At 43.7% G+C, this 15,652-nt stretch carries 13 protein-coding genes and 3 pseudogenes; 8 read left to right on the plus strand and 8 right to left on the minus strand.

Translation table 11 applies throughout. The features are described from left to right. Nucleotides 1-88 precede the first annotated feature (88 nt). The 4 genes from ACAX20_RS12420 to ACAX20_RS12435 all read left to right on the plus strand — a co-directional run bounded on the left by ACAX20_RS12420 (nt 89) and on the right by ACAX20_RS12435 (nt 4,617). On the plus strand, nt 89-709 hold the full coding sequence (locus ACAX20_RS12420; RefSeq protein WP_371186642.1) for an exonuclease domain-containing protein: 621 nt from the start codon (nt 89-91) through the stop codon (nt 707-709). Nucleotides 710-847: 138 nt separating this feature from the next. Further along, nucleotides 848-2,743: an acetate--CoA ligase gene (gene acs, locus ACAX20_RS12425; protein WP_371186644.1), complete on the plus strand. Its 1,896-nt coding sequence runs from the start codon at nt 848-850 to the stop codon at nt 2,741-2,743. A gap of 120 nt (nt 2,744-2,863) precedes the next feature. Further along, complete coding sequence (locus ACAX20_RS12430) at nt 2,864-4,033, plus strand: DcaP family trimeric outer membrane transporter (RefSeq protein ID WP_371186645.1); 1,170 nt, start codon at nt 2,864-2,866, stop codon at nt 4,031-4,033. A gap of 224 nt (nt 4,034-4,257) precedes the next feature. Next, entirely contained in the window at nt 4,258-4,617 is a 360-nt protein-coding gene (locus ACAX20_RS12435; RefSeq protein WP_371186647.1) for a hypothetical protein, read from the plus strand. A gap of 112 nt (nt 4,618-4,729) precedes the next feature. Here ACAX20_RS12435 and ACAX20_RS12440 read toward each other — a convergent pair. From ACAX20_RS12440 to guaB, 5 genes and pseudogenes are all read right to left on the minus strand, one after another. Beyond that, a pseudogene (locus ACAX20_RS12440) lies at nt 4,730-4,852 on the minus strand (hypothetical protein); the annotation flags it as partial. Between the two features lie 117 nt (nt 4,853-4,969). Next, nucleotides 4,970-5,092 (minus strand): annotated as a pseudogene (locus tag ACAX20_RS12445) (hypothetical protein); the annotation flags it as partial. A gap of 117 nt (nt 5,093-5,209) precedes the next feature. Next, nucleotides 5,210-5,332, minus strand: a pseudogene (locus ACAX20_RS12450) (hypothetical protein); the annotation flags it as partial. A 117-nt stretch (nt 5,333-5,449) separates the two neighbouring features. Then, entirely contained in the window at nt 5,450-7,027 is a 1,578-nt protein-coding gene (gene guaA, locus ACAX20_RS12455) for a glutamine-hydrolyzing GMP synthase (RefSeq protein ID WP_371189653.1), read from the minus strand. A 127-nt stretch (nt 7,028-7,154) separates the two neighbouring features. Then, the gene (gene guaB / locus ACAX20_RS12460; RefSeq protein ID WP_371186648.1) at nt 7,155-8,624 is read right to left on the minus strand and encodes an IMP dehydrogenase; all 1,470 of its coding nucleotides are present in this window, start codon (nt 8,622-8,624) and stop codon (nt 7,155-7,157) included. A gap of 142 nt (nt 8,625-8,766) precedes the next feature. On the opposite strand from guaB, the gene xseA reads away from it, so the two are divergent. Beyond that, nucleotides 8,767-10,119: an exodeoxyribonuclease VII large subunit gene (gene xseA, locus ACAX20_RS12465; RefSeq protein ID WP_371186650.1), complete on the plus strand. Its 1,353-nt coding sequence runs from the start codon at nt 8,767-8,769 to the stop codon at nt 10,117-10,119. A 20-nt stretch (nt 10,120-10,139) separates the two neighbouring features. Here xseA and ACAX20_RS12470 read toward each other — a convergent pair whose 3' ends face one another. Then, nucleotides 10,140-10,604: an isoprenylcysteine carboxylmethyltransferase family protein gene (locus tag ACAX20_RS12470; RefSeq protein WP_371186652.1), complete on the minus strand. Its 465-nt coding sequence runs from the start codon at nt 10,602-10,604 to the stop codon at nt 10,140-10,142. A 104-nt stretch (nt 10,605-10,708) separates the two neighbouring features. Here ACAX20_RS12470 and ACAX20_RS12475 point away from each other — a divergent pair, with 104 nt between their 5' ends. Further along, a complete protein-coding gene (locus tag ACAX20_RS12475; RefSeq protein WP_371186654.1) occupies nt 10,709-11,200 on the plus strand; it encodes an RDD family protein in 492 nt (163 codons plus the stop codon). An 84-nt stretch (nt 11,201-11,284) separates the two neighbouring features. On the opposite strand, the gene lptG is transcribed toward ACAX20_RS12475, so the two are convergent. Both lptG and lptF read right to left on the minus strand, forming a co-directional pair. After that, nucleotides 11,285-12,349, minus strand: coding sequence for an LPS export ABC transporter permease LptG (gene lptG, locus ACAX20_RS12480; RefSeq protein WP_371186656.1), 1,065 nt, complete (start codon nt 12,347-12,349; stop codon nt 11,285-11,287). Beyond that, complete coding sequence (gene lptF, locus ACAX20_RS12485; protein ID WP_371186658.1) at nt 12,349-13,458, minus strand: LPS export ABC transporter permease LptF; 1,110 nt, start codon at nt 13,456-13,458, stop codon at nt 12,349-12,351. The genes lptG and lptF overlap by 1 nt, the downstream gene beginning before the upstream one ends. Nucleotides 13,459-13,722: 264 nt before the next feature. On the opposite strand from lptF, the gene pepA reads away from it, so the two are divergent. Together pepA and ACAX20_RS12495 are read left to right on the plus strand one after the other, a co-directional pair. Then, nucleotides 13,723-15,228: a leucyl aminopeptidase gene (gene pepA / locus ACAX20_RS12490; protein ID WP_371186659.1), complete on the plus strand. Its 1,506-nt coding sequence runs from the start codon at nt 13,723-13,725 to the stop codon at nt 15,226-15,228. Between the two features lies 1 nt (nt 15,229). Beyond that, nucleotides 15,230-15,652 (plus strand): DNA polymerase III subunit chi, encoded by a 423-nt coding sequence (locus ACAX20_RS12495; RefSeq protein ID WP_371186661.1) that lies wholly within the window; start codon nt 15,230-15,232, stop codon nt 15,650-15,652.

The following is a 15,652-nucleotide window of genomic DNA, read 5'->3' on the forward strand; positions in this document are numbered from 1 at the left end:
ACACGATTTTTTCAGGTGGCTTCACTTTCATTGCAGCCATTACAACAGCCATCGTGAGTATTTATTACAACGCGCGCCTGCCGGCCCTGTGCAAGATTACCTTTCGGTGCCATTACCGAGCCCTAAATTAGCGATTGTTGATGTGCCCATTGTGTCACTTGATTTTGAAACAACAGGCCTCAACCCACGCCAAGACAATATATTAAGTATTGGGCACGTTAACCTTCAACACTGGCAAATTGATGTTGCGAGTGCATCACATTACATCATAAAACAAGATAAAGACCTTAATAGTGACAATGTTATTGTGCACCATATTACCGACCAACAAATGCAAGACGGCATCAGTGCAAAGCAAGCATTAGCAACGCTGCTAAACGTGCTCGCAGGCAAGGTGTTACTGGTGCATTTCGCCACCATTGAATTACGCTTTTTAAAACAGGCCTGTATACATTATTTTGGCTTTGCGCCGATATTTGCCACCATTGATACCATGCTCATAGCAAAACGCCGATTTGATATGCGCGATATCAGCTACGATCCATCACAACTGCGTTTAATGAATTTAAGAGCACGCTACCAACTACCAAAGCATCACGCTCACAATGCACTGAGCGATGCACTAGCCACTGCTGAATTATTTATGGCACAAGTCTGTGATTCGCCGCAAAACAAAGACACCCCGTTATCACACTTTTTGCGTTATTAACGCGTTAGATATTGTCGCAATCTTAGACCAAGGTCTAATTTAACTCCTTGTCATCAAGAGCTATTTTGTAATTCATCGACCATGTAACCAATACCATTGGTAATCACCACAAAACTGCAAACATTGATGGAGTTAACAATGACAAACCCAGATCAAAATGTTTTTTTTCATCCAAGCCAAGACGTCGTGCAACAAGCGAACGTTGAGGAATATGACGCTTTATATGATTTTTCAATAACTAACCGTGAAGCATTTTGGGCTGAGCAAGCACACACCCTCGATTGGTATCAGCCTTGGGATAAGGTTCTAGATGAATCAAATGCGCCATTTTATAAGTGGTTCGCAGGTGCTAAAACCAACATCGTCTTAAATGCAATAGATCGCCACGTTGCGACAGCGAATCGCAATAAAATGGCCATTATTTGGGAGAGTGAGCATGGTGAAGTGCGCAATTACTCCTATAACGGCTTAAACCGTCTCGTGTCACAATTTGCCAGCATATTAAAAAGCATGGGGGTTGAAAAAGGTGATGTGGTAACCATTTACATGCCGCAAATTCCTGAACTCATTTTTGCTATGCTCGCTTGTGCCAAAATCGGCGCGGTACACAGTGTGGTATACGGTGGTTTTAGCACCGATGCGCTTGCTTCGCGAATTGATGATGCTCAATCTCGGGTATTGATAACCGCCGATGGCAGCTGGCGTCGCGGTAAACAAGTTGCTCTCAAACCGATTGCCGATGAGGCGATGAAACGCACACCAAGCATTGAAGTATGTATTTGTGTCAAAAACAACAGTATGGATGTGGACATGGAGCCCACACGTGACTTTTGGTATCACGACTTACAAACCCTCCCTATTGCCTCTCCTGTTTGCGAAACAGAACAACTTGATGCAGAAGATCCGTTATTTATACTTTACACCTCAGGGACCACCGGCAAGCCGAAAGGCATGCTACATACCCACGGTGGTTATTCTGTTTACACCTCAACCACACACCGAATGGCGTTTGATATTAAACCTGAAGACCGATGGTGGTGTGCTGCAGATCCAGGCTGGATCACCGGTCATAGCTACATTGTATACGGACCACTCATCAATGGTGCCACCATCATGCTCTATGAAGGTGCGCCGAACTACCCTTATCCTAACCGTTGGTGGCAAATCATTGAAAAATACGGCATCAATATTTTATATACCTCACCAACGGCGATTCGTGGCTTAATGCGCTTTGGCGATCGCTGGCCTAAGAAACACGATCTATCTAGCTTGCGATTGCTTGGTAGCGTTGGTGAACCCATTAACCCAGAAGCCTGGAAGTGGTACCACGAGGTTATCGGCGACAGTAACTGTCCTATTATCGATACTTGGTGGCAAACCGAGACCGGTGGTTGCATGATTTGTCCACTTCCTGTGACGCCATTAAAACCAGGCTCGGCTACAAAACCTTTCTTTGGTAATGAAATTACTGTTGTCGATGACGACGGACATCCAGTCGCTGCTAACGAAGAAGGAAAATTGGTTATCGACAACCCTTGGCCAGGCATGGCTCGCACCATTTTTAAAGACGATCAACGCTATGCCGATCTTTACTGGCAACAACACAACGGTCAATGGCGATATATGGCCGGCGATAGCGCTAAAGTTGATGAAGATGGATACATATGGGTTATCGGCCGGATGGATGAAGTATTAAAAGTCAGTGGTTATCGCCTTGGTACCGCTGAAATCGAAAGTGCTTTAGTCAGCCACTCGCTCGTTAGCGAAGCAGCCGCCATTGGTTTACCCCATGAATTAAAGGGTAATGCTATTCATACCTATGTCATTTTAAATGACGGCGTTGAAGGCAATAAAGAACTGGCACAGCAACTTAAAGCCCATGTAGGTAAAGAGATGGGGCCAATAGCAACGCCTGAGTCGGTAACCTTTGTCGACACTTTACCCAAAACACGCTCTGGAAAAATCATGCGTCGCGTTTTAAAGGCACGAGCATTAGGCCAAGACGAAGGCGATTTAAGTACGCTTGAAGAATAACCCCGGCGATATGTATAAACAACGGGCACGATAGTTAGTACTTTAAAGAGTACCTCAATCAAGCCCAAGTTTATCCGTCATAACAACAATTATTTGCGCTACACGAGGAACATCATAACCATGAATAAGCTCAAATCGAAGATTGGCATTGCGGTATTTATTGCTTTAACTCAAACAACGACAGCATCGGCTGCGGTCACCCTTAATGACACATTAAAAGATACAACCTTTACCTTTGGTGGGTATATTAAAATAGACTCCTTTTGGACAGAAACATCTGACGGTGCAATTGCTTCTAATAGTATTGGTCGTCAATTCTATGTCCCTTCGACGATTCCTGTTAACGCTGGTGATAGTGCAACCTCATTTGATACCCATGCTCGCTCCAGTCGTTTTAATTTTGGTACCACAAGTGATGTCGATGGCGCTAAAATTAAAACCTTTTTAGAGTTTGATTTGCTCGGCACGGCAGGTGGTAACGAGTTAGTATCAAATAGTTATTCACCTCGACTTAGACATGCATTTGTCTCCTATAACAACTGGTTAGTCGGCCAAACTTGGTCGACCTTTCAAAACGTTGGCGCTTTACCAGAATCTATCGATTTTCTAGGCCCTGCCGATGGTTCGGTATTTGTTCGCCAATCACAGGTACGCTACACCCACGGTAACTGGCAATTTGCCTTAGAAAACCCAGAAAGCCTCATCCATAATTATCAAGGTGCCGGGAGAAGTGCTTATGATGAAAGTGTCTTACCCGATGTCGTCGCAAGATATAACATCAGCGAAGATTGGGGGCAAATGTCGTTAGCAGGCCTGATGCGCCAATTAAAAGCAGATAATGACTTAATCGATGACACTGCCACTGCGTTTGGTATCAGTGTTAGCGGCAAGCTAAAGGTTGGTAGCAAAGACGATATTCGCTTTATGGGAACGTACGGGTCAGGCATGGGGCGCTATATTGGTCTTGCGCTGATTAGTGACGGGGTACTTGATACGAACCACAATATCGAAACCATAGACAGTTTTGGCGGATTACTGGCGTATCGGCATTTTTGGACAGACACAACTCGATCTACCATTAGTTACTCATTTCTTGAGGCCGACAACGATCCGAATTTAACCGGTCATTATGTCAGCCAAAGTTCCAAGAGCTTACATGTCAACTTGGTGTTTGAGCCGGCAAAGTCGTTTACGGTGGGCACTGAATATATATTTGCTAACCGCGAATTAGAAAACGGTGATGATGGTGACATGAATAGGCTGCAGATATCTGTCAAATACGCTCTGTAGCCAATAGAAATATATGGGGTATCTTGCACAATTGCTTGTTGCCCCAGTCCCTAAGGTTACATAAACCAACTCCCCGTAGACTCTTTACCCACCAAGCTTTGATAATGCCGCTGTTTTCCATATCAAGCTCTCACTAGATCACAGTTATTACCAGCAAAATCCCTGACAAATTGAAAAATTAGTCTAACTTGAAAGGGATAAATAAAAACATTGGAGAATGTAATATGAAAAAATTAGCACTATCATTGTCGACAGCACTACTGCTGGTCATATCAAACCAAAGCTTTGCTGCACCACCTCTAGATAAGAAACTACCAGAGCAAGCCAGTGAAAAAGCCAAAGAGCGCGTTGCGGAAAATGCCGAGAAGAAAGCGGCTAAAGCTGAGGAAAAAGCTAAAGAAAAAGTAGCAGAAAAGACAGCTGAAGAAGCCAAAGCAGTAGAAGGTGAAGTCAAAGCTGTCGAAGAAGAAGCGACAGCGCAAGCAGAAGCTGAAATGGACGATATAACCAAAGAGATCAAAGAAAAGGCAAAGGAAAAAGCGAAAAAAGAAGCTAAGAAAAAAGCGCTGGAAGTCATCGATTAATAGTGCTTCTCAGCCAACCTAGCTTAGTAAATAGCAAACACAAAAAAGCCCGTTAAGTTCAATACTTACGGGCTTTTATTTATCGCTTAATTACGGGCAATAATGAGTAGGATTATTCCCACTCGATTGTCGCTGGAGGCTTACCAGAGATATCGTAAACAACACGTGAAATACCGTCGATTTCGTTAATGATGCGGTTCGATACCAAACCTAGGAAATCATATGGTAAGTGAGCCCCTATTGGTTATGGCGGTCATAAGTTATGACGAGCCAAGGGCACAAAAAAAGCCCGTTAAGTTCAATACTTACGGGCTTTTATTTATCGCTTAATTACGGGCAATAATGAGTAGGATTATTCCCACTCGATTGTCGCTGGTGGCTTACCAGAGATATCGTAAACAACACGAGAAATACCGTCGATTTCGTTAATGATGCGGTTCGATACCAAACCTAGGAAATCGTATAGTAAGTGAGCCCCAATTGGTTATGGCTGTCATAAATTATGACGAGCCAAGGGCGCTAAAAAAGCCCGTTAAGTTCAACACTTACGGGCTTTTATTTATGGCTTAATTACGGGCAATAATGAGTAGGACTATTCCCACTCGATTGTCGCTGGTGGCTTACCAGAGATATCGTAAACAACACGAGAAATACCGTCGATTTCGTTAATGATGCGGTTCGATACCAAACCTAGGAAATCGTATAGTAAGTGAGCCCCAATTGGTTATGGCTGTCATAAATTATGACGAGCCAAGGGCGCTAAAAAAGCCCGTTAAGTTCAACACTTACGGGCTTTTATTTATTGCTTAATTACGGGCAATAATGAGTAGGATTATTCCCACTCGATAGTCGCTGGAGGCTTACCAGAGATATCGTAAACAACACGTGAAATACCGTCGATTTCGTTAATGATGCGGTTCGATACCAAACCTAGGAAATCGTATGGTAAGTGAGCCCAATGCGCTGTCATGAAATCGATAGTTTCAACCGCACGTAATGACACAACCCAGTCGTATTTACGACCGTCGCCCATAACACCTACAGAGCGAACTGGTAAGAATACGGTAAATGCTTGGCTTACTTTGTTGTATAGATCGTGCTTGTGTAGCTCTTCGATGAAGATCGCATCAGCACGGCGCAGTAAGTCAGCGTATTCTTTTTTCACTTCACCTAGAATACGAACACCAAGGCCTGGACCTGGGAACGGGTGACGGTATAGCATGTCGTATGGTAAACCAAGTTCTAAACCAATTTTGCGAACTTCATCTTTGAATAGTTCACGTAGTGGTTCAATTAAGCCAAGTTCCATATCTTCAGGCAGGCCACCTACGTTGTGATGTGACTTGATAACATGCGCCTTACCTGTTTTTGATGCTGCTGATTCGATAACATCTGGGTAAATTGTGCCTTGTGCTAACCACTTAGCATTCTTAAGCTTGCTAGCTTCTTCATCGAACACATCAACAAATACGTTACCGATGATCTTACGCTTCGCTTCAGGATCCGCTTCACCTTCAAGACGATCTAAGAAACGTTGTTCCGCCTTCACATGAACAATGTTTAGGCCAAAGTGGTCGCCAAACATGTCCATAACTTGCTGGCCTTCGTTTAGACGAAGTAAACCGTTATCAACGAATACACACGTAAGCTTGTCGCCAATGGCGCGGTGAATTAGCATCGCTACAACCGATGAATCAACACCGCCTGATAAACCTAGAACAACTTCGTCATCACCAACTTGCTCTTTAATTTTGGCTATCGCATCTTCGATGATTGACGCCGATGTCCAAAGTTTCTCACATTGACAGATATCAACAACAAAGTGCTCAAGAATACGCATGCCTTGTTTGGTGTGCGTTACTTCTGGATGGAACTGTACACCATAGAATTGCTTTTCTTCATTAGCCATTGCCGCATAAGCACAGCTTGGTGTTTGCGCGATCGTCGTAAAGCCAGCTGGAATTGCCGATACTTTATCACCGTGGCTCATCCATACATCTAATGTGGCGTTACCTTCTGCGTTAACCGCATCTTCAATGTTTTTGAATAATGAAGACTGAGCGATAACCTCTACTGCTGCATAACCAAACTCTTTGTGTTCTGAGCTTTGTACACCACCGCCAAGTTGTTCAGCCATGGTTTGCATGCCGTAACAAATACCTAGTACAGGTACGCCTGCGCTAAATACATATTCAGGCGCACGTGGCGAGTTTGCTTCGGTTACAGACTCTGGACCACCAGCTAAAATAATACCGGTTGGCGCAAACTCTTTAATTTGCTCTTCAGTTACATCCCAAGCCCAAAGTTCACAGTAAACACCGATTTCACGAACACGGCGAGCGATTAGTTGTGTGTATTGAGAACCAAAATCTAAAATCAGAATTCGGCTGTCATGAATGTCTTTACTCATTTTATTCTCTTTTTCAGAGAGCACCGTTATATAAACCATGCTCTCACTTCAACGTCAGTGTAAACAAGATAGGCTATCTTTTGTTTGCGCCTGCTGGCTGATACAACAATGACCTATCTCGAAGTGATTAACCTAAACGGTAGTTTGGCGCTTCTTTGGTAATGGTCACATCATGTACATGTGATTCGCCCATACCCGCACTGGTTACGCGCACAAATTCCGGCTTAGTACGTAACGTGTCAATGTCTGCTGAACCGGTTAAGCCCATAGCACTGCGAATACCACCGATTTGTTGGTGAATGATGTTAGCGATAGGACCTTTATAAGCAACACGACCTTCAATACCTTCTGGTACTAACTTGTCGGCTTCATTTGATTTTTGGAAGTAACGATCTGATGAGCCTTCTTTTTGGTTCATTGCGCCAAGGCTACCCATACCACGGTAAGACTTGTAGTAACGACCTTGGTATAGCTCCACTTCACCCGGTGCTTCTTCAGTACCAGCTAGCATTGAACCAACCATGACACAGTGTGCACCAGCAACAAGTGCTTTAACGATATCGCCAGAGAAGCGAATACCGCCATCTGCGATGATCGTCACATCCGTACCTTCGACACCTTTAACCGCTTCAGAGATAGCGGTGATTTGTGGTACACCACAACCGGTTACGATACGTGTAGTACAAATAGAGCCTGGGCCAATACCCACTTTAACCGCATTAGCGCCGGCATCAGCCAATGCTTTTGCACCTTCTGCCGTTGCAATGTTACCAGCAACAATTTGTAAATCTGGGTATGTTTCACGCGTTTTCTTAACGCGCTCAATGACACCTTGAGAGTGACCGTGTGAGGTATCGATAAGTAAAATATCAACACCGGCTTCCACTAGAGCGGCGATACGCTCATCGGTACCAGCGCCAACACCAACGGCTGCACCAACACGCAGGCGACCAAATTCGTCTTTACATGCATTTGGTTTGCTTTCCGCTTTTTGGAAATCTTTAACGGTGATCATCCCTTGTAAGGTGTAATTATCGTCAACTACTAAGATTTTCTCGATGCGGTTTTCGTGCATCAAATTAAGGATTTCTTCACGGCTTGCATCATTTTTTACGGTAACTAGCTTGTCTTTACCTGTCATAAGCTCACATACTTGCTTATCTAGGTTAGTTTCAAAACGTAAATCACGAGAAGTAACGATACCGACTAAGTTGTCGTCGCAATCAACGACAGGGAAACCAGAAAACTTTAATTCTTCTGATAGTTGCATAACGTCACGAATGCTAACGTCTGGGCTAACCGTAACAGGATCGGTTACAATACCTGATTCAAACTTTTTAACTTGACGTACGTTAGCTGCCTGCTGTTCTATCGTCATATTTTTGTGGATAAAACCAAGACCACCTTCTTGAGCTAACGCAATCGCAAGGTTAGCTTCAGTTACAGTATCCATAGACGCAGATAAAATCGGAACGTTTAATTCGATTTTGCTGGTTAGCTTAGTTTTAAGGTTGGCAGTGTGTGGTAACACTGTCGAGTGGGCAGGTACTAATAGTACATCATCAAAGGTTAAGGCTTCACGAGCGATTCTTAACATAGCAACATTCTCACTTATATGGGAGTAGTAAATATTGCGCAGGGATTTTAACGACTTTGCCTATACAGGTAAACCAAAATCTGTAAAAATCTGTAAAAAGTTTTAAAAAACTGTTCTCATTAACATAAACGAAATATTTGGCATGTTTAATAGTCCCAAACAGCACATATTAAAGGTTAGCGAGCTAACCAAAAAAGTACGTTATCTTCTAGAATCTGAGTTAACTACGCTGTGGTTAACCGGTGAAATATCTAATTTCATGGCGGCAAGCTCAGGTCATTGGTATTTATCATTAAAAGACGATAAATCACAAGTCCGTTGTGCTATGTTCAAAGGCAACAATCGCTACAGTCGAGTTCGCGCTGAAAATGGCAAACAAGTGCTGGTCAAAGCACGGGTGTCAATGTATGAACCTCGCGGTGAGTTCCAGCTAATCATTGAGCAAATGGAAGACGCTGGCGAAGGCTTACTAAGACAAAAGTTTGAGCAACTCAAAGCGCAACTGCAAGCTGAGGGGCTATTCGATCAAAAATATAAGCAGCCAATACCTGAGTTTGTTGAAACCCTGGGTGTCGTTACTTCTCCTACAGGCGCTGCCATACATGACATTTTGCATGTATTAAATCGCCGTAATCCGAATATCAACGTGATTATTTACCCAACACTAGTACAAGGCGAAGGCAGTAGCGAACAAATAGCTGATGCCATTTATACCGCTTACGAGCGCGATGAAGTTGATGCGCTTATCGTTGGTCGCGGTGGTGGTTCATTAGAAGATTTATGGGCGTTTAACGAAGAAGCTGTGGTGCGGGCAATATTCGATTGTGACATACCTATCGTCAGTGCCGTTGGTCATGAAGTGGACGTTAGCCTTGCCGATTACGTCGCAGATATGCGCGCCCCGACACCATCAGCAGCGGCTGAACTACTGTCAAAAGATACCTCGATTCAAGGTAAGCAACTGCAAAACTCAGTGGTACAGTTGGCAATGCAGATGCGCCATAAGCTGCACACATGGCAACGCCAGCTAACGCAACAGCAACATCGCCTAGCCATACAAAACCCATTAAACAAGTTACGCGAACAACAACAACGTGCCGATGATTTGCATATGCGCCTTGAACGCATCAGTAATACGTTATTACAACACCGATGCACTCAACAGCAATGGCTTGGACAACGCTTAACTGCGGCCAATCCGGCAAACAGATTGCCACAGCATAAGAAGCATCTCGCCGATTTGTCACTGCGCCTAAAACAAGCGTTATGGCACAGTAAAGACACGAAACAGATGCAATTGGCTCGCCTTGCGCAAAGTTTGAATATTGTCAGCCCATTAGCAACAATTGCGCGTGGTTACAGCATCACTCGTGACCAGCAAGGCAATATTGTCAGGCAAACAGATAAAGTCAATATTGGCGACTCCATTACTGTTCAAGTCAATGATGGTTCTCTTGACGCAACCGTTACCGCTATCCAGCACAACGACGATTAACCCCAGCTTATATCGACCACTTATAGCCAGCGTCGTACCTGCTGGCTATAGTCATCATACGCTTTACCAAATAATTGCTTTAGAGCTTGCTCCTCGGGAATAATTTGCCAAAGGGTAAGGTAAGCCGTAAAGGCTGGGGTGACAATAAATAGCCAAACACTATTCATAAGCAAACCAAAGGCAATAATAAGTAACACAAAGGCTAAATATATTGGGTTACGGCTATATGCAAATATGCCCTGATTTATTAAGTGAGTTGTCTGCCGCGGATCTCGTGGATCTATCGTGGTTTGCTGACGGCGAAAGCCTATCACGGCTACAACAATTATCACCAATGCCAAAGCCCCCAACAGCAAAGCAATGACGTTGGTTAACCATAGCCTGTCTTCGCTAACTAAATTGTTATTCGGTAACATCGCTAATAACAAACCAGCAAACACTAACAACAGTGCCGGTGGTATTTTGGTATTTAAACGAGCAAGCATGAATAGAGAATTCCTATCGATATTGTACAAACAGTAATACTTTGTGTTGAGTTGCTACAATGGTACACTTTCGCCAACATTAGCAAGTAAATTTCGGGACTCCCATGAGCAATACATTCCCACGTGCCGGTTTTCGCCGTCGCCTTGGCTCATATATTTATGACGTATTATTGGCCTTTGCAGTATACATGCTAGCTGGCTTTATCTCATTTGCCGCTTTTGGCGTATTGTTTGATCAACAAATTATTGCCACTAAAGGCCATCAACATGCCATAGATTTAATGCAAAGTTCATGGTTTTACACCAGCTTGAATGAGCTGTGGAAACTATTTTGGGTAAGCTTTTTCTTTGTCTACTTTTGGAGTAAAAGCGGGCAAACCATTGGCATGCGCGCTTGGCGTTTGCGAGTGCAAAACCAAGATCAAACCCTGATCAGCAAAGCCACAGGCTTTAAGCGCTTAGCATTTACCCTATTTGGCCTAGGTAATTTATGGGTGTTATTTGATCGAAAGAACAAATTGAGCCTACAAGATCGCATGACCAACACCGAAGTGGTTGTGTTATCAGTCGCGGCAAACCGTGACAAACTGCGTTAATTGATCGTTAACTAGTACATTTTCAAGGGATAAAAAAATCGAGGCTAGCCTCGATTTTTTATAATGATTGATGTCACCTAGTGGCTACACCTGTTTTCGCAAGAAATACACCGCCACAGCAATAAACAGCAAGCTAGGTAGTACAGCCCCTAATACCGGTGGCAATTGAAATGTTTGGCTAATTGAACCAAACATTCGATTAATAAAGTCATAGGCTATACCAGTACCTATCCCCATCATCACGCGCGCGCCCATAGACGTACTGCGTAGTGGCCCAAAGATAAATGACAACGCAACCAATAGCATCACTGCGACCGTTAACGGCTGCATAATCTTACGCCAAAAGGCTAACTCATACCGTGAGGTATCTTGCTTGTTTTCTTTTAAATAACCAAGATAGCTGACTAAGCCCTGTAACGATAACGCTTCCGGTTTGACCGTTACCACACCAAGTTTATCTGGCGTTAATGTTGACTGCCAAAGTTGTCTTTCAATTCGCTCGGTATTAATTCGTTTGCTAGTAAATTGTGAAACTTCAACGCCAACTAACTGCCACTTATCATTATGCCAAAAGGCTTCATTTGCGCTGAGCCATTGCTTCATTTGACGATTGTCGTCGAATTTATAAAGAGAAATATTTTTTAAGGTACCCGTGTCAGCGACTTCGGTAATATGAACAATAAGTTCACCATCTTTAGTCCACACACCGTTTTTCGCCGATATTAAGCTGCCGTCAGAAATCGCTTGCGCTCTTAGTTCACGTGCCGTTGCTTCTCCTTGCGGTGCTAAAAACTCACCAACGCCCATGCTTAATAAAATCAGTAATACCGCCGTTTTCATTACCGACTTAATTATTTGTAAACGTGACAATCCTGCCGCTTGCATCACCACCAGCTCAGAATGCGTGGCCATCATACCAAGGCCAATTAAACCACCAACTAAAGCAGCCATTGGAAAGAATATTTCGACATCACGAGGGATAGAATAAAAGGCAAATAAGGCCGCATCGATAAGATCATAATTACCACGTCCTACGGCACGCATTTGCTCTACGAACTTAATGATGCCACTGATGCTGACCAGCACAGCTAACGTTAAAAAGGTCGTGGTGGCGATAATGCGACCAATATACATATCAAGAATACGCATTATGCTTTACCTCGCTTCAAACGAGCCTTAATTTTTTTGCCACTACCCCGACTTTTCAGTAAAAGCATCCAACCAATAAAGAGTGCGGTAATATGAATTGGCCATAGGCCAACGATAGGCGCGATTTTACCATCATCCATAGCTGAACGAGCTGACGTAAGCAGTAAGTAATAAACGAGGAATAACAGTAAAGCGGGGAACATCTTCGCGAACTTACCTTGTCTGGGGTTTACCACACTTAATGGCACGGCCACTAAGGTTAGCACGAGTACAGAAATAGGGAACGCTAATCGCCATTGCAACTCAGCTTGCGCTTCAAAATCGTTACGGTTAAGCAAATCTACAGTCGGGATTGCGCTCAGCTTGCGGCGTTTTTCTTCAACTTTTTGATCACGAATTTTCATTTGGTAACCACTAAATGACATGGTCTCAAATTCCGTGGTAAGGTTATTTTTTTGGTAGCGATTACCTTGATTCATGATCAGTTTTTGCGCGCCACTGGCATCTTCAACCACCTGCCCTGTTGCTGCAAAAATGACATTAACCACATTTTGCTTGCCATCTTCACCTTTTGGTAACTGCGCTACGAATACATTTTCAAGCTGTTTCTCTTTGTTTATATTTTCAATAAAAACAACCGCTTGTTCGTTTGATGTCTTTTGGAATCGACCAGCTGTCAAAGCCGTCAAGCCAATATCTTTCGATAATTGCTCCTGCACTTGATACTCTTTTTCTTGCGCCAACGGTGCTAAGTACAAAGTAAACAAACCGGTGACAATGGCAGTCACCAAAGCCAACACCATAGTTACCCGAGTGACATACCACTCACTTACTCCGCATGCATGCAACACCGTCATTTCATTTTCCGCATAAATTCGACCATACGCGATCAAAATACCCAAAAATAAACTTAACGGTAACATGACCCCCATCAAGTGCGGAATAGTTAACCCCATGAAGGTCAAAACCATCTGCGCAGGAAAGTCTCCATCGGATGCATCTCCAAGAATACGCACAAATTTTTGACTGATAAAGATGGTCATTAAGACGAAAAAAACCCCTAATTGGGTACGACCAACTTCATTTAACAAATATCGAAAAATAATCACAAATTTAACCTAAAAAACTTTGTTTTTTTCTGACAACCGCTCAAATTTTGAGTAAACTACTCATTTTTATACATCAGTGTTTTTGACCTACGTCACAATAAAACATTCAAAGGCGCAATACATAGCTATAATTACTAGCTATAAGAATAGCCCAAACAATTCTAAGTGGCGTTAAATAGTCTATCGTTTTCACCTTGTTTTAAGCAAGTTGATAAATATAAAAGTGGTTAAAACTACACAATTAAGCATTAAATAGGAGAGTTCATGGAGTTCAGTGTAAAAAGTGGTAGCCCGGAAAAACAACGTAGCGCCTGCATCGTTGTTGGTGTTTATGAACCACGCCGACTAAGCGCTGTTGCCGAGCAACTTGATGAAATCAGTGGTGGTTATATTTCTAACCTACTACGTCGTGGTGACTTAGAAGGCAAACCTGGCCAAATGTTACTGCTGCATCAAGTACCTAATGTTTTATCTGAGCGTGTATTATTGGTTGGCTGTGGTAAAGAGCGCGAGCTAGATGAACGCCAATACCGTCAAATTATCAGCAAAACCATCAACACCCTTAACGAAACCGGTTCAATGGAAGCCGTATGCTTTTTATCAGAACTGCACGTTAAAGGTCGTGATACTTACTGGAAAGTACGTCAAGCGGTTGAAGCAACGCAAGATTGTCTATACAGCTTTAATCAACTTAAGACGCGTAAAGAAGAAGCGCGTCGTCCTTTGCGAAAAATCGTGTTCAATGTACCGACTCGTCGCGAGTTAACTATTGGTGAGCGTGCTCTTGCTCATGGTTTAGCCGTATCAAAAGGCATGACAGTGTGTAAAGACGTTGCCAATATGCCACCAAACATTTGTAACCCAGCCTATCTTGCAGAGCAAGCTAAACTGCTTGCCGAAAACAACGACAAGATCAGCATAGAGGTCGTTGATGAAGCGCAAATGGCTGAGCTTGGTATGAACTCATACTTAGCCGTTGGCCGTGGCAGCGTTAATGAATCATTAATGACTGTCATCAAGTACCAAGGCGGCGCAGAAGACGCAAAACCAATCGTACTTGTTGGTAAAGGCTTAACCTTCGATTCAGGCGGTATTTCAATTAAGCCTGGCGAAGCCATGGACGAAATGAAGTACGACATGGGTGGTGCAGCTGGTGTACTTGGTGCAATGAACTCATTAGCGGAGCTTAACTTGCCAATTAACGTTATTGGTGTCTTAGCTGGTTGTGAAAACATGCCAGGTGGCAACGCGTACCGTCCGGGTGATATTTTAACAACGATGTCGGGGCAAACCGTTGAAGTACTAAATACTGATGCCGAAGGCCGTTTGGTACTGTGTGACGCCCTGACCTACGTTGAACGCTTTCAACCAGACACGGTTATCGATGTTGCGACACTAACCGGCGCTTGTGTTATCGCCTTAGGTGCGCACGCGACTGGTTTATTAAGTACTCATAACCCATTAGCGCATGAGCTACTAAATGCCTCAGATCAAAGTGGTGACCGCGCGTGGCGCTTACCACTGTGGGATGATTATCAAGATCAACTAGATAGCCCGTTTGCCGATTTCACTAACTTAGGTGGTCGCCCTGCGGGTACCATTACCGCAGCGTGTTTCTTGTCTCGTTTCACCAAGAAGTACAACTGGGCACATCTTGATATTGCCGGTACCGCATGGCGTGGTGGCGCGAAAAAAGGCTCGACTGGTCGCCCAGTTGGCATGTTAACCCAGTTCTTGCTGAACCGTAGCGGTCAGGAGCAAGGTGAATAACATGGCAACCGATGTCGTTTTTAATGTCCTAGCAAATAGTGATCAAGATCACATACAACTTGCTTGCCATAAAGCGGCTCAGTTATATCGCCAAAATAAGAGGGTATTCATCTTTTGTGACAGTCAAATTGACGCCCACAAAATCGATGAGCTGTTGTGGTCATTTGAGAGTAACAGCTTTGTCCCTCATAACCTGCCAGGCGAAGGCCTAGAGTCAGGTTCGCCGGTGGAGATCAGTTGGCAAGCGCCAACCAACCATCGGCAAGTATTAATCAATCTGGCCAGCAAGGTTCCTGCCTTTGCTGGTCAATTCAAGCAAATTGTCGACTTTGTTCCTGCTGATGAAGAACGCAAACAGTTAGCCCGAGTTCGCTACCGTGGCTACCAGCAAGCGGGCTGTTCATTAACAACAGAGTCAAGTTAA

Source organism: Thalassotalea sp. Sam97, from assembly GCF_041379765.1.
GTDB lineage: Bacteria > Pseudomonadota > Gammaproteobacteria > Enterobacterales > Alteromonadaceae > Thalassotalea_A > Thalassotalea_A maritima.